We start from the raw sequence: 20,704 nt of genomic DNA on the forward strand, positions 1-20,704 counted from the left end.
TTGTTAGTCTCCGGCGCGATTATCGACAACGCGCTTAGCTTTACCTTGGGAGCGCTCGACGCTTCCAGGTTCTGCTACTATGACTTGCGCGCTGATGCCAACAGTATCTTTGATCCGTTTTGAAAAGTGGTGGGCAGCCATGTTGCGCGCATCTTCACCGGCGGTATCTGGCATTGCTTCAACATGGATGCGCATACCATCCATGCGCCCTTTTTTAAACAGTTCAATCTGGAAGTGCGGCGAGAGGCCATCGGTAGCCAGCAACTGCTCTTCGATTTGAGTTGGGAAAACATTGACCCCGCGCAAGATAATCATATCGTCGGAACGGCCAGTGATTTTCTCCATACGGCGCATGGAGCGGGCCGTGCCGGGGAGGAGGCGCGTTAGATCGCGGGTACGATAGCGGATAATCGGCAGGGCCTCTTTTGTCAAAGAGGTAAAGACCAACTCACCGAGCTCACCTTCCTCGCATACCTCGCCTGTCTCCGGATTAATGATTTCCGGGTAGAAATGATCCTCCCAGATGTGCAGGCCATCTTTGGTTTCGACACATTCGTTTGCAACACCCGGGCCGATGACTTCCGAAAGGCCATAAATATCTACCGCGTGCATATCGAAGGCATCTTCGACTTCTTTGCGCATTGCGTTTGTCCATGGTTCGGCGCCGAAAACACCGACCTGAAGCGATGATTTGCGCGGGTCAAGGCCTTCGCGCTGATACTCCTCCAAGATGTTCAGCATATAGGAGGGGGTTACCATGATGGTGGTTGGCTTGAAGTCTTCAATAAGCAGGACTTGGCGAGAGGTCATGCCGCCCGAAACAGGAACAACCGTACAGCCCAGCTTTTCTGCGCCGGCATGGGCACCAAGGCCACCAGTGAACAGACCATATCCATAGGCATTATGCACAATATCGCCCGGGCGTGTGCCAGAAGCGCGTAAGGAGCGTGCGACGACTGTGGCCCATACATCAAGGTCATTCTTGGTGTATCCCACTACGGTTGGTTTGCCGGTGGTGCCGGAAGAACCGTGTAAGCGTGCGATTTGCTCACGCGGAACCGCAAACAAGCCAAAAGGATAGTTGTTGCGCAGATCCTGTTTGTAAGTGAAGGGGAATTTGGCAAGGTCTTTTAGTGATGTCAGATCATCTGGATGGACGCCTGCTTCATCAAAGCGCTGTTTATAAAATGGTACATTGTCGTAGGCATGTTTGAGCGTTTTTTTCATGCGCTCAAGTTGAAGTGCACTGATTTCATCACGCGAAGCGATTTCGATCGGATCAAGATCTTCGCGGCGTGGTGTTAAGTCTTTCATGGTTCCCTCCCAATGCGGTAGATGTTGCTCCCTCATCTACCGGCTCTCTACTTATTCTGAGAAATGCTGGCCCGGTACAACGCGAGAAAATCCGCGAAATTCTGCGATTGTCTCGCCGTCCTTGCGGGTTACAGTTACGTCGTAGATGCCGCTTCTTCCGGTTTTGGATAGTTCCAGCGCAGTTGCGATCAACGTGTCGCCTATCTTGGCAGGCCTGATGTAGGAAATCGTGGCGTGTTGGCCGACGACTTGTTCGTTGTAGCTGTTGCAGGCAAATGCAAATGCGCTATCGGCGAGTGAAAAGATAATTCCGCCATGGCAGATGCCGTGCCCATTACTGTGTTCCTGCTGAACTCTTAGGCTTAGGACCGCCTTGCCCGGCGCTATGTTTTCAATGCGCATGCCCATGTTCTGTGAGGCGGCGTCGCCGGCCCACATTGCGTCTGCTGATTTTTGTGCGCGAATCTGTGCAGCGTCGCTCATAGCCTATGCTCCGGTGAATGCTGGTTTGCGCTTTTGTAGAAAAGCGGTCACGCCCTCGGCATAATCGGCGCTATGGCCAGCTTTTCGCTGGTATTCGGCTTCTAGCTGCAATTGCTGTGCAAAGGTGTTGTTCGGTGCGGCGTTCATAGCGGCTTTTGTCAGAGCGAAGCCTGTTGTTGGCCCACTAGCAATGCGCGCGGTGAATTCTTCTGCTGCCGCTGGCATGTCTTCATCGGCCAATGCCTGCCAGATCATGCCCCAGCTTTCTGCCTGTGCGGCGGTGATCGGCATCGCCGTCATGGCAATTGCTTTTGCCCGCTGAGCGCCGATCAGGTGAGGTAATGTCCAGGTGCCTCCTGCGTCCGGCACCAAACCGACATTTGCAAATGATTCGATGAATTTTGCCGAAGTCGCGGCAAAGGTGACATCGCAAGCCAGGGCGAGGTTAGCTCCGGCGCCTGCGGCGACCCCATTAACCGCACAGATGACCGGCTTTTCCATTTCACGGATGAGGGTGATGTTCGGGTTGTAGAAGTTCTGGAGGGTGGCGCCTAGGTCTGGCTTATCTTTCATCTTTGTCGGGTCACGATCTCCCAAGTCCTGCCCGGCACAAAACCCCCGACCCGAACCGGTGATGAGCACGGCGCGGCAAGATGCGTCATTCGCAGCGTTTGTCAGCGCATCACGGAAAGCTAGGTGCATTTCCTCATTGAAAGAGTTTAGGCGATCTGGGCGGTTCAAGGTGATTTTCACCCATGCCTCTTGTCGGCTTGTGAGAATGGTCTGCGACATCTTAAGAGCCCTTGTTTTCGTGGTTCGCGCACCGTCCAGAGGAATTTCCCTTTTAAAACTCTAGGGAAACACGCGGTTTGGCAAAATTTAGAAATACTCCAGACAAGGCTTGCATAAACCGACCGGATGGTCAATAGTTCCAATGGTTAGGGTTACGAGAAGAATTTAACCTGTTAATTTGACCTCTGATATTTTACTGAGCTTTGATGAATGATGAGCAAAACAGGACTGGTTGGAATGTCTAGCTTTGAGAATGAAGGGCCCGTTCGGGTAAGCTTTGAAGGCGATATCGCACAGGTGCGGATTGATAATCCCCCTGTGAACGCCAGTTCTCAGGCTGTGCGTGCCGGTCTTTTAAAGGCGGTTGAGGTCGTGAACGCACGCGGCGGAGTTCATGCTGCTGTATTGAGCTGTGCCGGGCGTACTTTTATGGCTGGCGGCGATATCTCCGAGTTTGATGGCCCGGCGCCAGAGCCACACTTGCCAGATGTCTTGGCGGCTGTGGAAGCCTCGCGGGTGCCGTTCGTGGCGGTCCTGCATGGCACGGTGCTTGGGGGGGGCTTTGAGCTGGCCATGTGCTGTGCTTACCGGGTTGCGGTATCTGGAACGCGCTTTGGCCTTCCCGAGGTTCGGCTGGGACTAATTCCCGGCGCTGGTGGCACGCAGCGCCTGCCGCGTTTGATTGGCGCTGAACAGGCTGTGCAGCTTTGTGCATTGGGCAAACAGCTGAGTGCTGAGGAGCTGCTGGACCTCGGCGGGCTTGATCTTGTTGTTACTAAAGGGGCTCTAGACGAGGCTGTTTCGCAGTTCGTTGCAAATTTGCCAGAGCGACCACAAGCGCTTTCGCAGCGAGACTTGCCGCAGTTTCCCCAGCAATCCTACGAGAAGTTGGAGGGTCTGGTGCGCAAGCAGGCCAAGGGCGCTGCTGCTCCACTGCATAATCTTGAAGCTGTAAAATGGGCGAGCGAGATGCCTTTTAGCGAAGGGCAACCGCGCGAGCGGGCGTTGCACTTGGCCCTGAGAGACAGCGCAGAATCCCGTGGTCTGCGCCACTTGTTTTTTGCGGAGCGGGCAGCAGCTAAGCCCCGAATCTTGAAGGGGGTTTCTGCTCCCCATATCCAGAAAGTGGCCGTTGTCGGTGGTGGCCTGATGGGCTGTGGGATCGCGATGGCGCTGCTTGCTGCTGGCTGCGATGTCATCATGGTTGAGCGAGATGATGCTGCGGCTCACTCTGCCAAGGAGCGGCTGAAAGGGTTATTAGATGGGGCGCTTTCGCGCGGCAAGATGAGCATCGAGGCAGTTGAAAGTGCTTTGCAACGTTTTCTGGCTACCGCTGATTATGCGCAGTGCGCTGATGTGGATTTGGCGATTGAGGCGGTATTTGAAGACCTAGATGTAAAGCGAGACGTGTTTCGTGCGCTTGATAATGTTGTGCGCAAAGATGCGATCTTGGCGACCAACACCTCCTACCTAGATCCTATCTTGATTTTTGAGGGAGTGACGTGGCCAGAGCGCTGCATTGGCCTACATTTCTTCTCTCCAGCGCATATCATGAAGCTGCTTGAAATTGTCCGTTTGCCAACCACGAGTGATGCGGTGTTGGCAGCTGGTTTTGCGCTTGGCAAGCGACTTGGCAAGGTGAGTGTTGCTTGCGGAATATGCGACGGCTTCATCGGGAACAGGATGCTCGCTGCTTACCGCCGGCAGGCTGACTATTTGCTCGCCGATGGTTGCCTGCCTGAACAAATTGATGCGGCGATGCGTGGGTTCGGTCTGCCGATGGGGCCGTACGAGCTGCAGGACTTGACCGGCTTGCAGATCGCTTGGGCTAACAGGCAGCGGCAGGCGGAAACGCGCAGCCCGAATGAAAGATACATTCCATTTGGTGATTTGCTTTGCGCCCGCGAACATTTCGGTCAGCGAAGTAGCCGGGGCTGGTACCAGTATCGCGAAGGAGAACGTGCGCCGCTGGCGGATCCGGAAGTGGAGAACATGATATTGGATTGGGGGCGCCGCAACAGCGTGGTTCGCCACACCTTTACCACTGAAGACATTGTGGCCCGCATTATGGCGGTGCTGATCAATGAGGGCTTTTTGATCATTGAAGAGGGAATTGCCAGCTCCGCAGAGGATGTGGATTTGGTGCAGGTGCATGGCTATGGCTTCCCCCGCTGGAGGGGCGGGCCGATGGCATATGCACGGGAGATCGGGTTGGAGGATGTGTCCAGACACATGGAGGCAGTTGCCGCTCAAAGCCCGAACTCTTGGCGCATTGCAAAGGCATTGGCGCTTTAAGAGTTGTTGCTCTAGGTCATTTATTAGGGAGGAGACTATGGCGTTTAAAGGAAGAATGATTGGCCTGTTGGCCGGTGTTTCACTTGCAGTTTCCGGTGCAAGTGCGCTGGCTGCGGAATACACTTTGCAGATTTCCGGCTGGGGGCCACCCACACACGGGCTGAATGCTAAAATGTTCCCGAAATTCATCGAGATGGTGGAGGAGGCGACTGATGGCCGGGTGACTGGTGAGCTGAAGCTTGGCCTCGCGCCTCCACCGGCGCAAATGGACATGGTGATGGATGGAGCTGTTGATGTTTCCGTGATTTTCCATGGGTATCAGCCGGGTCGCTTCAACACCACCAAGCTGATTGAGCTGCCGGGTTACTCCGGTTCGGCGGAGGCTGCGTCAACAGCATATTGGCGTGTCTACGAGAAGTATCTTGCCAAAGCCAAAGAGCACCGCGGCGTTAAACTGCTTGCATTGCATACGCATGGTCCGGCGCAACTATATAGCGTAAGCAAGGTTTCTGGTCTTGGTGACATTGCGGGCCTGAAGCTGCGGGTACCTGGCGGTGTTGGCGGTGATGTTGGCAAGGCGCTCGGAGCGACCGGCATTGCAGTGCCTGCGCCTAAGGTATACGAGACACTGGCCTCTAATGCCGCGGATGGAGTTGTGATGCCAATGGAAAGCCGTGTCGGCTTTAAGCTGACAGAGGTTGCGCCGCACACTTTTGAAATTCCCGGCGGTTTGTACCGTGGCTCTTTTGCTTACATCATGAACGAAGACACATTCGCGGATCTACCTGCTGACTTGCAAAAAGCGTTAGAAGAGAAAGTGTTTGGTGAGCCGCTGAGCCGCGAACTTGGTAAGATCTGGGATGAGATTGACACCATCGGGCGTGAGGCAACGCTGAAAACCGAAGATAACACTATCACCGCTGCTTCTGTCGCGGACATGGCTGCCTTTGACAAGATCCGAGGCCAAGTGATCGACAAAGTATTGCTGGAGCTGAAAGAGCAAGGTGTTGATTCCATCAATGCCCATGAAATGATCAAGCAGGAAATGGCTAAGTTCTAGTCTTGCTTGCTTGTGAAAAACGAAGTGGCAGTGAGGGGCTGCCACTTCTTTGATAATCTTTCGGGAACACGAATGACTAGTTTTTATCGCCTGATGGACCGGCTCAGTGTCCTGCCCGTGTGGGTGGCATCTGCTGCGCTGTTTGCGTTGATGCTCATGACCTTCTTTGATGTGATTATGCGCTCGCTTTTTAACGCGCCGTTCGAGCCAGCAACAGAGCTTACCCGCATTTTGATGGCGGTTCTGGTGTTTTCGGTTTTGCCGCTGATCTCCGTTCGTGGGGGGCATATCAACGTGGATTTGCTGGATGGCTTGTTCTTACGTTTGCGCTTGCATGTATGGCGTGATGGCTTGATTTCACTCATCTGCGGTGGGCTGCTTTATTGGCCTGTTATGCGGCTATGGGTGCTGGCAGAACGCGCCCGGGATTACGGTGATGTGACCGAGTATGTCGGGATACCTGTGTACTTGGTGGGTTGGTTTATTTGCGCGATGGTGGCTTTGACCGCTGCTGCGATGATTATGCAGGGGCTTGGCTATCTTGCCCGGGCTGCTGGGCTGGTGAGGTAGGAAATGACTGCTGCTCTTATTGGGTTTGCCGCAGTGTTATTGTTGGTGCTGCTGCGGGTGCCGATTGTGTTTGCCATGGGGATTGTGGGAACGCTTGGCTATATGGAAGAGCGCGGCATGCGCGGTACCTTGTCGATGGTTGGGCGCCAGACTATGGATACGGCGCAAGACTATGGCCTTTCGGTTGTGCCGCTGTTCATTCTTATGGGGTTGTTTGTCAATAAAGGCGGGCTGAGCCGTGAGCTTTACGCCGCATCCAACGCCTTTTTGGGGCATATGCGCGGCGGGCTGGCAATGGCAACAGTGGTGGCGTGTGGCGGCTTTTCCGCTATTTGCGGCTCTTCCCTTGCAACTGCCGCAACAATGTCCAAAGTAGCCATGCCAGAAATGCGCCGCTACAACTACGCGGACTCGCTATCAACGGCTTCAATTGCTGCAGGTGGCACGCTTGGCATTCTCATTCCTCCATCGGTTATTCTTGTGCTTTATGGTTTGCTGACTGAAACATCTATTGGCAAACTGTTCATTGCGGGTGTGGTGCCCGGCATTATCGGCATTTTGTTCTATCTATTTGCTGTTCGCTGGACGGTTTTCCGCAATCCCGAAGCTGGACCGGCGGGTGCGCGCGCAAGCTGGGCGGAGCGGCTGGGTGCTCTGCGGGATGTTTGGGCAGTATTGCTATTGTTCTTCCTTGTGATCGGCGGGCTTTACGGCATGTTTGATTTTGCGCCGCTGAACCTGACATTCTCGCCGACCGAGGCGGCTGGCATGGGGGCGATGGGAGCGTTTTTGATCGCGTTTGCCCGCGGAAACCTCGGGTTTGGCGACATTATGGATGTGCTGAAGGAAACTTGCTTTACCGCAGCTGCATTGTTTGCGGTGCTGATCGGGGCGCAGATCTTTTCCAATTTTATCAATCTTGCCGGACTGCCTCAGGCGCTTATTGAGTTGGTGACTGCTTACTCGGTCTCACCTTGGGTGGTGATGCTGATGATCATTGGCATCTACATTTTGCTTGGTTGCGTGTTCGAGAGTCTTTCAATGTTGCTGTTAACAGTGCCGATATTTTTTCCGGTTGTGACATCGCTCGGCTTTGACGCAATTTGGTTTGGCATTGTTGTTGTGGTGGTGACTGAGATTAGTCTGATTACGCCGCCGGTTGGACTTAACGTGTTTATTCTAAAGGGAGTGGTTGGAAATGTATCTACGGCCACGATCTTTAAAGGGGTGACGCCGTTTTGGGTAGCGGATCTGATACGCCTTGCGCTGCTGGTCGGAATTCCTGCAATCACTTTGTTCTTACCGAACCAAATGTAACGAACTGAAAAAACAAATTTTTTGATCCTTCTGCAGTCTTTGGGGGCCGAAGGAAACGGGTGAGCTGTACCTTCTGCGAGGGCAAGAACTTTACAGACTTCAGCTCATAGGATGCTTCAGGAGAGCATAAGCCATGATGGATTTACAGAGTTTTGCTGCTGGCAAATGGGTTGGCCCGGACGGGAGTGCCCGTAGTGTTTATGATGCGGTAACGGGGGATGAAATCGCCAGAGCAGGGAGCAGCTCGCTTGATATGGAGCAGATGCTCTCGTTTGCGCGGGATGTGGGCGGTCCTGCGCTGCGGGCAATGACATTTCATGATAGAGCACGCAAGCTGAAAGCCCTTGCCCAGTATTTGAGTGCACATAAAGAGCAGCTCTACGAGCTCTCTTACCATACGGGTGCCACCAAAGCTGATGCGATGGTAGATATTGATGGCGGCATTGGCACGGTGTTTGTCTATGCTTCTAAAGGGCGGCGCGAACTCCCCGATGCGACCGTTTATCTTGATGGCGATGTGGAGCAGCTTTCACGCTCTGGCAGCTTTCTGGGCCAGCATATTTCTACGCCCCTGCAAGGTGTTGCCGTCCACATCAATGCGTTTAACTTTCCCGTTTGGGGGATGCTGGAAAAGCTGGCGCCTACGCTGCTTGCGGGTGTGCCTGCGATTGTGAAGCCAGCCACTGCGACATCGTATGTGACGGAGGCCTGTTTCCGTTTGATGATAGAGAGCAACATTTTTCCGGCAGGTTCATTGCAGCTGATCACTGGTGGAACCGGAGATTTGCTCGAGCGGCTGGGTTGTCAGGATGTTGTGAGCTTTACGGGCTCTGCGGATACTGCGTTGATGCTGCGGCAGACGCCCAATCTACTGCGGAACTCTGTGCGATTTGTTGCCGAGCAGGACAGTTTGAATGCCGCAATTCTGGGGCCGGATGCGCTGGTTGGCTCCGCAGAATTTGATCTCTTTGTCAAAGAGGCGACACGAGAGATGACAGTGAAGGCGGGGCAGAAATGCACAGCCATCCGGCGGATGATTGTGCCGCAAGCCTTGCTTGGTGACGTTGAGGCGGCGATTAAGGCCCGTCTTGACAAAGTGGTGGTTGGAGATCCTCGCCTAGATACGGTGCGCATGGGTGCACTGGTTTCGCAAGCGCAACGGCGAGATGTGCTGTCCAAGGTGGAGATGCTGCGCAAAGAGACAGTGCAAATTTGTGGTGCGCTGGATGGTTTTAGCGTGGAAGGTGCGGATGTAGACAAGGGCGCTTTTCTACCGCCCATGCTGCTGCGCTGTGCGGACCCGTTCGCAGCGGATGTGGTGCACCGCGTCGAGGCATTTGGCCCGGTCTCAACGATTCTGGGCTACAGCGATGTGTCGCAAGCGGCGCAACTGGCAAAACTGGGTGGTGGTAGTCTGGTGGCCTCCGTGTTTACCCATGACGGGGAAGTCGCGCGTAAACTGGCAATGGAGGCCGGTGCATTTCACGGACGGCTTTACTTCAACAACCGTGACAGCATGAAGGAAAGCACGGGCCATGGGTCTCCTTTGCCACATATGGTGCATGGCGGCCCCGGGCGTGCCGGGGGCGGTGAAGAGCTTGGCGGTGTGCGCGGGGTCATGCACTACATGCAGCGCACAGCAGTGCAGGGCAGCCCGGATATTTTATCCGCTGTTGGTGAAACTTGGATAAGCGGCGCTAAAGAGATAAAAGAGGACGCCCACCCCTTCACCCGCAGTTTTGATGAGCTTCGGCCGGGGGAGACGACGTATACGGATAGACGCGTGATAAGCTTGGAAGACATCGAGCACTTTGCGACCTTCACAGGCGATACTTTCTACGCACATATGGATGAGGAAGCGGCTAAGGCAAACCCGTTTTTCCCTGGCCGGGTCGCACATGGGTATCTGCTGCTTTCTTTTGCAGCAGGTTTGTTTGTCGAGCCAAATCCAGGGCCCGTTTTGGCAAACACTGGCCTGAATAGCTTGAGCTTCCAAAAGCCGGTTGAAGCTGGTGACAGTTTGCGCGCGCGTCTTACGGTGAAACGGAAGACAAAGCGAACAGATGAGTATGGGGAAGTTCGCTGGAATGTGACATTGTATAATCAGGATGACGAGCAGGTCGCAGAATATGAACTTTTGACAATGAATGCATATTCTAGCAGCTAATAACATTGCGTAAACTGGCGGTATCGCCTCAGTCTGGGTGACTGCAAAAAATGATGATGGCCTTCGCTTTGGCGGGGCCATCTCGCATTTTTTGCGCTTACCGCTGCCTTTAAACCAGCGAAAATTTGGTTGTTGTGTCGGGGGCTTTCCATATACTGCATTTATGGGCAATCAAGAAGAACTGACAAATCTATTCTCGTCTTATAATGCGCTTGTTGCTGAGGAACCTCTGCGTGTTTGGTCGGTGATCATCACGATTTTTGGCGATGTTGTCTTGCCGCGTGGTGGTGAGGTTTCCAGTGTGGCACTCTCTGCAATAACACGCGAGATAGGGATCAAACCTGAAGCTTATCGTGTTGCCATCTCCCGGCTTGCAAAAGATGGTTGGATTTCACGACGACGCGATGGGCGCGCAAGCTTTTACCGCCTGCTGCCTTCAGGTGCAGAGTTGTTCGTGCAGGCAAGTAAGCGCATTTATGCAGAAACAGCCTGTGAGATTACGGATGGATGGCAGTGGGTCGTTTACGGCCCGAGTGATCAACTGCAACTCGCCTCGCAGAAGGCAATATGCGAGCAAGCTGGTTATGTGCAATTAGATAACCGTACCTTTCTCGGTGTGGAAGATTTGCCCCTAGAAGCCAGCAATAAAGCGCTGCTATTCAAGGGGGCTCCTGATGTGGTCCCCGAGTGGGTGCGGGACAAATGCGGCCCGGCGGCTCTGTGCGAAGCCTACGAATTATTCTTAAGCGTGCTTGAGCGGCTAAAAAGAGAAAAAGGTGAGCTGTATGCGCTAAGCCCCCTGCAGGCATGTGCAATTAGGGTGCTGCTAGTGCATCGCTGGCGCCGTTTGCTGCTACGACACGCCGACCTGCCACTCCATTTTTTCCCCGAGGGTTGGTGTGGAGAAGAGTGTCGCATACTTTTCCATGAAGCCTATCAGTTGCTGAAAGAGCATAGCGAAGCGTGGCTTAAAGAGGTTATTGATAGTCCGTGAGTTTTCAGCGCTATACGATGCTTCGCTATTGGTTTTAGGCTGGCATCGCCACCCAGTAATCCAGATCGAGCAGAACATTTGGCGTGTAACCTGCGTTGCTCTCTGAAAAATCGAGGTTGTCAACAGGCACATCCTTGGTGGCCAAGGTGCGCAAGCGTAGAGCGGTAAGATCGGTCCGATCTGGCAGGCTTTGAATATCTAGAACTTGGGATGACGCGAAAATTGTATCGCCAGCGAAGGCCGGGCTAACGTGACGTCCTGAATTGATTGCGCAGATGTGCCACGCGTTTTGTAGGCCATTGAATGACAGAGAGCGGGCGATCGAGATAATATGTCCGCCATAAATCAAACGCTTGCCATGCTTGCTGCTTTTTGCAAGCTGGGCATTGAAGTGCACGGCTGCGGTGTTCTGGTAAAGGCGTGTGGCGAGCTGGTGCTCAGCTTCTTCGATCGTAGTGCCATCAATGTGCTCGATAATTTCCCCTATGGCGTAATCTGCTGCGGTGAACGAAGACCCAGAGAGAGCCGGACTCCAGCTTTGAGCAGGACATGGCGGAATTTGCTTACACAAATCAGCAGGGGCAACATGGCTGGGCATGTCTGGCAGTACTGGCGCTGGGGTGGCGGAGGCGGCCTCCCGTTTTTTGACCATGACCCAACGGCTAAACTCTAAGACAAGCTCGCCATTTTCTTTTTGGCCGCGGGTGGTGACATAGACGATGCCTGTTTTGCCATTGCTATTTTCTTTTAGCCCTATGATTGTAGAGGATGCAGTAAGACTATCGCCAGCATATACGGGTGCATGAAAACGCAGATTGGCATAGCCAAGATTAGCAACTGCGTTCAGCGAGATATCTGGAACGGACTTGCCGAAGATGCAATGAAAGACAAGAAGGTCGTCCAGCGGCTGGTGCACATAGCCAATGGAACGCGCGAAGGAGTGCGCGCTATGAGGTGCAAACCGTCCGCCATATAACGCTGTGTAGATGGCGAGGTCTGCCTCTGTCAGGGTTCGTGGTGTTGCATGTTCTATGTACTGGCCAAATTCGAAATCCTCAAAGTAGTTTCCTGCCGATGATTTCTGAAGGGTTTGGTTTTTTGTCGACATGCCGGTGCAAAGCTCCTCAGGTTTAGCGGAAGTGTGGCAGGTTTATTGTGCGGTGCAATAGCCAATTTGCAGGGGGCAGCGTTGATAGCCTAATGCTATTTGAGAAAAACTCGTTTGGGCAAACAGATTAAGTCATGCAATATGGGCTGATCTTAGGAGACTATTATGACTGATAGGCAATTGATTTCTTCTGGCTCACCTTTTGAAAAAACGGCAGGTTATTCGCGCGCTGTTAAGCAAGGGGCTTTGGTGCATGTATCTGGAACGACAGGCTATGACTATGCGACCATGACTATGCCCGAGGATGTTGCAGAGCAGACCGTGAACACTCTTGAGACTATCAAGGCGGCGCTAGCTGAGGCAGGAGCGCGGTTCGACCAAGTGGTGCGGGCGCGATATTATGTTACGGATCGGGCCTATGTTGAACCGGTTTTTGCGGTGCTCGGGCAGTATTTTGGCGAGGTCCGGCCTGCGGCAACGATGATTCTATGTGATTTGATTAAGCCTGAAATGAAGATTGAGATAGAGGTTACGGCACAACTGGACGAGATAGATAACTAGCAAAAAACAAACCTAGGCCTTGTTTTATACGCAAAAATACATAGATAAGTTGCCGTGAGTAAGAAAGAGGTGATCTATGGGTGCTTTTCCTGAAAGTCTGGTGCAGGGGTTCAGCCGGTACCGTAGCCGTATGTATCAGGATTTCAAAGAGGACTACGAGAATCTGGCGATCTATGGCCAGAAGCCCAAAGTTCTGGTGATTTCCTGTTGCGACAGCCGCGTGACGCCGGAAGCCATTTTTAATTGTGGCCCGGGTGAGCTTTTTGTAATTCGTAACGTTGCGAACCTTGTACCGCCTTTTGAGAATGACCTTGGCACCCATGGAACCAGTGCGGCTATAGAATATGCTGTGCAAAGCTTGAAGGTGGAGCATATTGTCGTTTTGGGTCACTGCAAGTGCGGCGGTGTGCAGGCATTTCGAGTAAATGGGGGCAAGGTTGATGAGGTTGGGCAGTTTGTTGGCCCGTGGATCAAAATCCTTGAACCAGCGGCTATTGCGCTCGCTTGCGACCCGGTGGAGCCAAACACCGACCCGCAGTTGGGGTTGGAATATGCCGGTGTGCGCCAAAGTCTGAAGAATCTCCGGACATTCCCGTTTGTTGAAGAAGCGATCAACAATGGAACATTGAATTTGCATGGCGCTTGGTTTGATATCGGCAGCGGTGAGCTCAGGGTGATGGACCCTGAAACGCGGATCTTTAGCGCGGTGCAAGCGCAGGAAGTTGATGCCTCTGTGTAATTGATGTTCCGGCCTTGTTGTCCAGTTCACAACAAGGCCGGATTGAACTAGTGCTTTTCTTTTTTCAGACTTTCAACGATCACTTTATCCCGGTGTTGCTTGAATGCTTCTGCATCTCGTTCCTGCCAGTTGTAATAGCCTTGGCCGGAGCGCATGCCGGTGTGCCCTTGCGCATAAAGCGCGCCCACAGAGGAGTTCGCAGGGTCTGAGTGATTACACAGGTCGGCCCAAACAGCTTTTGCGCCATCGCTGTTGAGCAAATCCAGCCCTGCTAAATCTGCGTGTTCAAAAGGGCCCATGGCGGGAAGGCGTGCGGCGTAACCCTTGCGCATAATGGTGTCGCAGGCTTGTGCGGAGACAAGGCCCTTTGCTTGCAGATCCGCGAATTCGCGCAGGATAACATGTTGAATGCGGGCGAAGAGAAACCCCGGGATATCGGGGCAGGTGACCGGGGCTTTGCCACAGTTTTCAAGTAGTTTTGTGAGTTGATTGGTGGTTTGTTCTGCGGTTTTTTCTCCGGGAACGACCTCGACAACTTCCATCAAGTGCGCCGGCTGGATGTAGTGCGCAACGCAGAAGTTTTCCGGCCGTGTTAAAGCGGATTGAATGTCAGTCGCCCGCAGGGCCGAGGTTGTCGAGCTGATGAGCGCGTTTTTGGGGCAGAGTTGTTCGGCATTGGCGAGCAGTGATTGCTTTAGTTGCAGGTCTTCCGCGATGGCTTCTATTACCACATCACAACCATCTAGCGCGCTTTCCATTGTGTGATGGTAGCTCAGCAAATCAAGGACTTGCTGTTTATCTGGGGCGTCGGCGAGGCCTTGGCTCACATAAAATTCGAAGTAGGTGGCGAGAGTTTCTTGCGCCTGCGCTAAGGCTTCGCGGCGTCTGGCCCAAAGGCGCGTGGGAAATCCTGCAACAGCAAGGGAAAATGCGATCTGACACCCCATGGTGCCAGCGCCTAGAACAGTGCAGGTTTGTTGTTGTTTATTGATCATGAAGCACTCACCGTTTTTGTTATTTTGCGAGCACCCTAGCATGATAAGGCAAGGGGGTAATGGTGCGGGCCTATGACTTTTTGTCATAGTCACATACACGCGCGATGCTATAGGTTGTGGGTGGGTAAGAACCTCTGATTTTCCAATGACTAACAATGGATTCTAGGAATTGTTATGGCAAAAGCTATTCACATGATGGTGCGGGTGCTGAATGAGGCACGTTCGCTTGCCTTCTACCAAGGGGCGCTTGGCCTTGAAGTAGCAGACCGGTTCGATTTTGATGGGTTTACGCTGGTTTATCTGCGTAATGCAGGAGCGGATTTTGAAGTAGAGCTGACAATCAACAAGGATCGCACCGAGCCATACACGCTTGGGGATGGTTATGGGCATGTTGCGTTTTGCGTTGAAGATGCAAAAGCTGAGCACGTGCGCCTCGAAGCAGCGGGCTACGCCCCGGAAGATGTGAAAGAGTTTTTCCGCGAGGGCGTTTTGATGGCGCGATTCTTCTTCATCACTGATCCGGATGGATACCGGATTGAAATACTTGAGCGGCACGGGCGCTATCGTTGAGGACAATTACCGCGCTAACGCCTTGCTCTTCTGCCGTTAAAACGGCAAAAACAGGCTACTCATTTTAACATTTGGAGCTTTGAGAGCAATGGCAACCAACAAGCTGCTTCTTTTGCCGGGTGATGGCATCGGACCAGAAATCATGGCGGAAGTGAAGAAGGTCATCGCGTGGTTTAATGCGCGTGGAACCAACTTCGAGTTTGAGGAAGGCCTTGTTGGCGGCGCTGCGTATGATGCGCATGGCACTGCGATCTCCGAAGAGGATATGGCAAAGGCGCAAGCGGCAGATGCCATCATCTTTGGCGCTGTAGGCGGACCTAAATGGGACAGCGTTCCTTATGATTGCCGTCCTGAAGCGGGCCTGCTGCGCTTGCGAAAAGATCTGGGCCTGTTTGCGAACTTGCGTCCGGCGATCTGTTATCCAGCCCTTGCGGATGCGTCTTCTTTGAAGAAAGAGCTCATTGAAGGGCTAGATATCCTGATCGTGCGTGAGCTGACCGGCGGTGTGTATTTTGGCGAGCCAAAAGAAATCACCGATCTGGAAAACGGCCAGAAGCGCGCTGTCGATACGCAGGTATATGATACCTACGAGATTGAGCGCATCGCCGAAGTTGCATTTGATCTAGCGCGGACCCGTGACAACAAAGTTTGCTCCATGGAAAAGCGCAATGTGATGGTTTCCGGTTTGCTGTGGAACGAAGTGGTAAGCGCGACCCACGCAGCCAAGTTCTCCGATGTTACTTTGGAGCATATGCTTGCAGATGCGGGCGGTATGCAACTGGTTCGCCGACCAAAGCAGTTTGACGTGATTGTAACGGATAACCTGTTTGGTGATATGCTGTCTGATGTCGCGGCGATGCTGACAGGTTCGCTGGGGATGCTGCCATCCGCTTCTTTGGGCGCACCAGATGCAGAAACCGGTAAGCGTAAAGCGATGTATGAGCCTGTGCATGGCTCTGCCCCTGATATTGCGGGCACCGGTGCGGCAAACCCGATTGCCATGATTGCCAGCTTTGCCATGGCGCTGCGCTACTCCTTCCAGATGATAGCTGAGGCGGATCTTTTAGAAAAAGCGGTTTCTAACGCACTGGACAAAGGTATGCGAACAAAAGACATTGCCAAGGAAGGCGAGGCAACCGTGTCTACCGAGCAGATGGGCGAGGCTATTCTGGCAGAGCTGGAAGCACTTGCCGCCTAACATGGTGTGGACATGAGAGACTTGAGGGGCGCTTCCTTGTGGGGCGCCCTTTTTTATTTGATGCCTGTTTTGCATGGTCGCAATGCTTGATCGCGCGGCTGCACTCCGGCATAAGCGGTGCTCAAGATTAGATAAATGCGGAGCTTAAGCATGGACACGCGGTTGGAGCCTTTTCTGGGTACTTGGATACTGGATCCTGACCTTTCTGACTATGAGCAAGGGGAGATCCCGCTGGGGGGGAGCCTTAAAATAGTCGCGCGTGGGGATGAGGTTGGCTTCTTTATGAAAACCGTGGAGGGCAGCGGTGAAACTATAGAAGCGAATTTTTCCGCTATTGCTGACGGGATTGATCGGCCAATGCCTGAAAATCCGTTTGCCGATACATTATCGCTTGAGTTTCAACCCGGCCCATCGCTGAATAGCGAAGCGAAGAAAGGGGGGCTGAGCATTATGAGCGCGAAGCGGACACTTGATGATACCGGAACAAAGCTGATGGTAGAGCAAACGGTGCATTTGCTGGATGCCGGTTCGTTTACCAATCTGGCAGTTTATGTGCGCGGTTTACTGCAATAAAACCTCGCTGGGGCAGGGTGAGCACCTCTTCATTTGCTAGGAGGTGTTCGTATTGGCGGGTCGTCGTTCGTTGATAGCTTTAACTGCCGGGTTATTTGCGGTTGCTCCGTTATCAACTCTTGCGCTTGAGTTTCCCGATGCGGATCGGCAACTCATTCCGTATATTGATAATCGCAGCACGCCGCAGGATGTCCTCACCAGCTTTTATAATGCGATTAATACTGGGCAGTTCCCTCGTGCCTATGGGTATTACGCGAGTGACTATGCGCCCAAAGACTTTGACGCATGGGTAAAAGGCTATACGAGCACGGTGAGGGTGCGACTGGTGACGGGCTCGGCACTGCCCAGCCCGGGAGCCGGGCAAATTTATTGGAGCGTGCCGCTCGCCATCGAGGCGACTTTAAGCGACGGCAGCAAACGCGTATATGGCGGCTGCTACCAACTGCATATGGCTAATCCAGGGATGATTACTGCGCCACCGTACAGCCCGATAGCCATGCAGAAAGGCAAGTTGGAGCCAAGCGATAAGCCCTTGGAGCAGGCTGTGCCGGAAAAGTGCGGGCCAGTGCTTTAGCGCTTAGGCAAGCAAGAGGTGGCGACAAAGCACGGCCACCGTCCAACACAAAAGGCCGACGAAACCCGCCCATCTAAAACGGCGAATAGTGCCGCGCGAGTCAACATTTGCCATATAGCGCCATGCGCCTACGAAGCGTAAAGCGATGCCATTGAGAAAGCCAAGCAGTGTTGCTGTGGTTGCAATCCAGAGCAACGGTTGGGCTATGAGCTTGCTTGCGTTCGGGCTGAGTTGCACCAGAGTTACAAACAGGAGCAAGACACCGGAGAGCTGGGCGCTGCGGGAAAGGACCCGCGCGATTTCAGCTAGTTGGGTGTTGCGCCAAAAGCCCATCATGCGGAATGAAAGTACGGTCGCGCTGCCTAGAAATATGCAAGCGAGGAAGACACCGGCAAGTTCGAACGCCGTGTCTGCCCATGGAGCGAGGCTAAAAAGCGTGCGCAAAAGGGATGCTTCGAGCATAGCAGCCAAATCTGCTGCATAGGGCATGAGGGCATTCACGGCTGTTTACTCCGGTTAATTCCAAGCACAATGGGAATTTCAGTGGACGATTGCAAGGCGCTGCTGGGTGCTTTGGCGAGTAATCCAAACGATAGTTGAGCAGGATGCATTTTATTGAGTTTTCTGCAAGTAATTGGAGTGCCGTTGCGCGAAGGGGAGAAACTGGCGGTATCGTGCGGTCTTTGCTGTGCGTACGGCTTGGAGCCTCGCTTTATAAGAAGGTTGACAGGGCGCGCAAGGCAGGGCAGAACTAACGCGTTTTCAACTTCGGGACGAAGCACTCAGCCATGATCCTAGCTGACGCAGCATACAACACGCCAAAGATGGCCGCCTTTGCGGGCCGGATGGCTATGCTCGCGCAGATGCAGACGAAAACAACCACCAAAACAACTACGATTACAAAGACCACCGTTTAACGGTGCCTCTCTTTCCCGCGCGTCTCCCCGGGATGGAGGGCGCCAGAGAGCGAACCGGGTGCGGAAGCCCTCGGAAGCTCGCGGGGGAGACGAAGAGGATACACCGATGGGTTTTAAGGTTGCGATTGCTGGGGCTACAGGCAATGTGGGCCGGGAGATGCTGGACATTCTCGCGGAACGTGGCTTTCCTGCTGATGTTGTGGTGCCGTTGGCTTCACGCCGCTCGCAAGGTAAAGATGTTTCTTATGGTGACAAGACGCTGAAAGTGCAGGCGCTTGAAAACTATGATTTCTCCGATACCGATATTTGCTTGATGTCTGCTGGCGGTACGATTGCCAAGGAATGGGCACCAAAGATTGGTGCTGCCGGTTGTGTGGTTATCGATAACTCTTCTGCGTGGCGCTATGATGCGGATGTGCCGCTGATCGTTCCTGAAGTGAACGCAGACGATGTCGCCGATTTCACCAAGAAAAACATTATCGCCAACCCGAATTGCTCTACCGCACAACTGGTTGTGGCGCTGAAGCCTATCCATGAGAAGGCGGGCATTAAACGCGTGGTTGTCTCCACCTACCAGTCCGTATCAGGTGGTGGTAAAGAGGCCATGGAAGAGCTGTTTGATCAAACTCGTGCGGTGTTTGTGAACGATCCGATTGAGCCTGCCAAATTTACCAAGCGCATTGCCTTTAACGTGATCCCGCATATCGATGTCTTTATGGAAGATGGCTACACTAAAGAAGAATGGAAGGTGTTGGCTGAAACCAAGAAGATGCTTGATCCAACCATCAAGGTGACCTGTACAGCTGTGCGTGTGCCGGTGTTCGTCGGTCATGCTGAAAGCGTCAACCTTGAGCTGGAAAGCCCTCTGAGCGCGGAAGAGGCGCAAGATCTGCTGCGTGAAGCGCCTGGGTGTCTGGTTGTCGATAAGCGCGAAGATGGAGGCTATGTCACGCCTTACGAATGTGCAGGGGAAGACGCAACCTACATCTCTCGTATTCGCGAGGATGCCACTGTCGAGAACGGCCTGAACATGTGGGTGGTTTCTGACAATCTGCGTAAGGGCGCGGCGCTTAACACCGTGCAGATTGCCGAGCTGCTGGTAAACGGCAAGTACATTCAGCCAAAATCTGGCGCATAATACTATGAGCGGCGCGCAGACCACCCCCGTCTTGCGCGCTGCCCGTTTTGATGAGTTAACTGCACTTGCCAAGCTTTATCGGCGCAGTCGACACGAACTGTTGCCTTTCGCTCCATGTCTTTACACCGCTGCGCAAGATCTCTGTTTTTTCCAAGAAGTGCTTTGGAAGCAATCTTGCGTTTCTGTGGCCGAAATTGATGGTCAACTAGCAGGGATGATGGCTTTGAGGGAGAGTCGGCTCGATCAGCTATATGTAGCGCCTGAGTTCGTAAGGCTTGGAATTGGAAGTTACTTTATTGAGCGGGCAAAAAGCAAAGCCAAGGGCGGATTAGACTTTTTTGCTTTGAGCAGAACAAAGCTGCATTGCAATTCTATGAGGCCCACGGATTTACCGCGATATCCCGAAGTGATGGAAGCAACAATGAAGAGTGCTTGCCAGATGTTCTGCTGGAATGGACTGCGGAGCACCTGCGATAAATAGTCATGTTCCAGTAAATCTGTAGTTATACTCTGGCTCCTCATAGCCTTTGGTGAGAGTATCTGGCTTGAGATATCGGGATTTTGTGGGAGGTAGCGCATGGCTGTTGATGTTTCTTATGCGATTTTTAAGGCGCGGCATAGCGAGCTTGGCTTTAGTGACTGGCTGGTGTCCTGTTGCCCGGAGGCATGGCATGGGGCGACGCATCATGCTTTTACGATCGCACTTGGTGACGGGACGCTGGATGAAGCTGCCTTTAAAGACTATCTTCTGCAGGATTATGCTTTTGTAAAAGACTTGGCGAGCGCGCTTGGCTATCTCGTAGCGCAGGCACCAACTATGGAAGCGAAACAGCGGCTTGCTGCGTTTCTTGCGCAATTGACCAGTGCTGAAAACGACTATTTTATTCGCTCTTTTGCGGCGCTGGGTATTGAAGAGACACAATACAGCCTTGCTCAAGAAGGCGAGGTTCTGCGGAAAATTACCGGCACATTGCTCTCAGCGGCTGGCAAAGGAAAGTACGAAGACGGGCTTGCCTGCCTTCTATGTGCGGAGTGGGTTTATATGGAGTGGGGACGCCGTGAGGGGCTGAAGCCGCGGCCTGCTCAATTCTACTTTGCGGAATGGATTGATCTGCACTGCGGACCGGAGTTTGAGGGTTTTGTTGGTTGGCTGCGCTCGCAAATGGACACGTACGGTGCGCAGTTAACGGAGCGGCGTCAAAAAGAGGTTGCCGAGCGCTTTGTTCGCATGTGCGAGTTGGAGCAAGGGTTCTTCGATAGCGTCATGCGTGTTTAACGTGAGTGGGAGGTGCTCGCCTTCACAAACATGGGCCTGCTTGCGTCATTAGCTATGAAGCGC

At 53.2% G+C, this 20,704-nt stretch carries 22 protein-coding genes; 16 read left to right on the top strand and 6 right to left on the bottom strand.

The genetic code is table 11. From position 1 onward, the window contains the following. Positions 1 to 3: 3 nt before the first annotated feature. From paaK to paaG, 3 genes are read right to left on the bottom strand one after another with little or no spacing between them, the layout of a single operon-like run. Positions 4 to 1,314, bottom strand: a complete 1,311-nt coding sequence (gene paaK / locus AYK82_RS06570; RefSeq protein ID WP_068312989.1) for a phenylacetate--CoA ligase PaaK — start codon at positions 1,312 to 1,314, stop codon at positions 4 to 6. Positions 1,315 to 1,365: 51 nt separating this feature from the next. Next, on the bottom strand, positions 1,366 to 1,797 hold the full coding sequence (paaI, locus tag AYK82_RS06575) for a hydroxyphenylacetyl-CoA thioesterase PaaI (protein WP_068312994.1): 432 nt from the start codon (positions 1,795 to 1,797) through the stop codon (positions 1,366 to 1,368). A 3-nt stretch (positions 1,798 to 1,800) separates the two neighbouring features. Then, positions 1,801 to 2,589, bottom strand: a complete 789-nt coding sequence (paaG, locus tag AYK82_RS06580) for a 2-(1,2-epoxy-1,2-dihydrophenyl)acetyl-CoA isomerase PaaG (RefSeq protein ID WP_068312997.1) — start codon at positions 2,587 to 2,589, stop codon at positions 1,801 to 1,803. Positions 2,590 to 2,826: 237 nt separating this feature from the next. Here paaG and AYK82_RS06585 point away from each other — a divergent pair, with 237 nt between their 5' ends. From AYK82_RS06585 to AYK82_RS06610, 6 genes are all read left to right on the top strand, one after another. Continuing rightward, positions 2,827 to 4,884, top strand: coding sequence for an FAD-dependent oxidoreductase (locus tag AYK82_RS06585; protein ID WP_068312999.1), 2,058 nt, complete (start codon positions 2,827 to 2,829; stop codon positions 4,882 to 4,884). A 37-nt stretch (positions 4,885 to 4,921) separates the two neighbouring features. Further along, a complete protein-coding gene (locus AYK82_RS06590) occupies positions 4,922 to 5,944 on the top strand; it encodes a TRAP transporter substrate-binding protein (protein WP_068313001.1) in 1,023 nt (340 codons plus the stop codon). A 72-nt stretch (positions 5,945 to 6,016) separates the two neighbouring features. Next, entirely contained in the window at positions 6,017 to 6,514 is a 498-nt protein-coding gene (locus AYK82_RS06595) for a TRAP transporter small permease (protein WP_068313004.1), read from the top strand. A 3-nt stretch (positions 6,515 to 6,517) separates the two neighbouring features. Further along, positions 6,518 to 7,831: a TRAP transporter large permease gene (locus AYK82_RS06600; protein WP_068313007.1), complete on the top strand. Its 1,314-nt coding sequence runs from the start codon at positions 6,518 to 6,520 to the stop codon at positions 7,829 to 7,831. Between the two features lie 136 nt (positions 7,832 to 7,967). Then, entirely contained in the window at positions 7,968 to 9,998 is a 2,031-nt protein-coding gene (paaZ, locus tag AYK82_RS06605) for a phenylacetic acid degradation bifunctional protein PaaZ (protein ID WP_208976431.1), read from the top strand. A 163-nt stretch (positions 9,999 to 10,161) separates the two neighbouring features. Next, a complete protein-coding gene (locus AYK82_RS06610) occupies positions 10,162 to 10,992 on the top strand; it encodes a PaaX family transcriptional regulator (protein WP_156453282.1) in 831 nt (276 codons plus the stop codon). A 34-nt stretch (positions 10,993 to 11,026) separates the two neighbouring features. Here the strand turns inward: AYK82_RS06610 and AYK82_RS06615 are convergent, their stop codons facing one another. Beyond that, a complete protein-coding gene (locus AYK82_RS06615) occupies positions 11,027 to 12,100 on the bottom strand; it encodes a MaoC family dehydratase (RefSeq protein WP_068313016.1) in 1,074 nt (357 codons plus the stop codon). A gap of 165 nt (positions 12,101 to 12,265) precedes the next feature. Here AYK82_RS06615 and AYK82_RS06620 point away from each other — a divergent pair, with 165 nt between their 5' ends. Both AYK82_RS06620 and AYK82_RS06625 read left to right on the top strand, forming a co-directional pair. Then, positions 12,266 to 12,661, top strand: coding sequence for a RidA family protein (locus AYK82_RS06620; RefSeq protein ID WP_068313023.1), 396 nt, complete (start codon positions 12,266 to 12,268; stop codon positions 12,659 to 12,661). Between the two features lie 76 nt (positions 12,662 to 12,737). Next, positions 12,738 to 13,400: a carbonic anhydrase gene (locus AYK82_RS06625; protein WP_068313027.1), complete on the top strand. Its 663-nt coding sequence runs from the start codon at positions 12,738 to 12,740 to the stop codon at positions 13,398 to 13,400. Between the two features lie 47 nt (positions 13,401 to 13,447). On the opposite strand, the gene AYK82_RS06630 is transcribed toward AYK82_RS06625, so the two are convergent. Next, on the bottom strand, positions 13,448 to 14,395 hold the full coding sequence (locus AYK82_RS06630) for a 3-hydroxyacyl-CoA dehydrogenase family protein (RefSeq protein ID WP_068313030.1): 948 nt from the start codon (positions 14,393 to 14,395) through the stop codon (positions 13,448 to 13,450). A 174-nt stretch (positions 14,396 to 14,569) separates the two neighbouring features. Here AYK82_RS06630 and AYK82_RS06635 point away from each other — a divergent pair, with 174 nt between their 5' ends. From AYK82_RS06635 to AYK82_RS06650, 4 genes are all read left to right on the top strand, one after another. Continuing rightward, complete coding sequence (locus tag AYK82_RS06635; protein ID WP_068313032.1) at positions 14,570 to 14,965, top strand: VOC family protein; 396 nt, start codon at positions 14,570 to 14,572, stop codon at positions 14,963 to 14,965. 88 nt (positions 14,966 to 15,053) lie between these two features. After that, positions 15,054 to 16,163: a 3-isopropylmalate dehydrogenase gene (gene leuB, locus AYK82_RS06640; RefSeq protein WP_068313038.1), complete on the top strand. Its 1,110-nt coding sequence runs from the start codon at positions 15,054 to 15,056 to the stop codon at positions 16,161 to 16,163. A gap of 150 nt (positions 16,164 to 16,313) precedes the next feature. Next, on the top strand, positions 16,314 to 16,736 hold the full coding sequence (locus tag AYK82_RS06645) for a hypothetical protein (RefSeq protein WP_068313041.1): 423 nt from the start codon (positions 16,314 to 16,316) through the stop codon (positions 16,734 to 16,736). A 52-nt stretch (positions 16,737 to 16,788) separates the two neighbouring features. Next, positions 16,789 to 17,310 carry a hypothetical protein gene (locus AYK82_RS06650; protein ID WP_068313044.1) on the top strand — a complete coding sequence of 174 codons (522 nt, stop codon included), beginning with the start codon at positions 16,789 to 16,791 and terminating at the stop codon, positions 17,308 to 17,310. A 3-nt stretch (positions 17,311 to 17,313) separates the two neighbouring features. On the opposite strand, the gene AYK82_RS06655 is transcribed toward AYK82_RS06650, so the two are convergent. Then, positions 17,314 to 17,811 (bottom strand): hypothetical protein, encoded by a 498-nt coding sequence (locus tag AYK82_RS06655; RefSeq protein WP_156453283.1) that lies wholly within the window; start codon positions 17,809 to 17,811, stop codon positions 17,314 to 17,316. A 287-nt stretch (positions 17,812 to 18,098) separates the two neighbouring features. Here AYK82_RS06655 and AYK82_RS18480 point away from each other — a divergent pair, with 287 nt between their 5' ends. From AYK82_RS18480 to AYK82_RS06670, 4 genes are all read left to right on the top strand, one after another. Next, a complete protein-coding gene (locus tag AYK82_RS18480; protein WP_279626418.1) occupies positions 18,099 to 18,227 on the top strand; it encodes a hypothetical protein in 129 nt (42 codons plus the stop codon). A 106-nt stretch (positions 18,228 to 18,333) separates the two neighbouring features. Further along, positions 18,334 to 19,365 carry an aspartate-semialdehyde dehydrogenase gene (locus AYK82_RS06660; RefSeq protein WP_068313050.1) on the top strand — a complete coding sequence of 344 codons (1,032 nt, stop codon included), beginning with the start codon at positions 18,334 to 18,336 and terminating at the stop codon, positions 19,363 to 19,365. Positions 19,366 to 19,369: 4 nt separating this feature from the next. Beyond that, positions 19,370 to 19,846, top strand: coding sequence for a GNAT family N-acetyltransferase (locus AYK82_RS06665; RefSeq protein ID WP_068313052.1), 477 nt, complete (start codon positions 19,370 to 19,372; stop codon positions 19,844 to 19,846). Positions 19,847 to 19,942: 96 nt separating this feature from the next. After that, positions 19,943 to 20,641: a TenA family protein gene (locus AYK82_RS06670; protein ID WP_068313055.1), complete on the top strand. Its 699-nt coding sequence runs from the start codon at positions 19,943 to 19,945 to the stop codon at positions 20,639 to 20,641. Positions 20,642 to 20,704: the final 63 nt, after the last annotated feature.

This window comes from Polycladidibacter hongkongensis (assembly GCF_001561995.1).
In the GTDB taxonomy this organism is placed as follows: Bacteria; Pseudomonadota; Alphaproteobacteria; order Rhizobiales; family Stappiaceae; genus Pseudovibrio; species Pseudovibrio hongkongensis.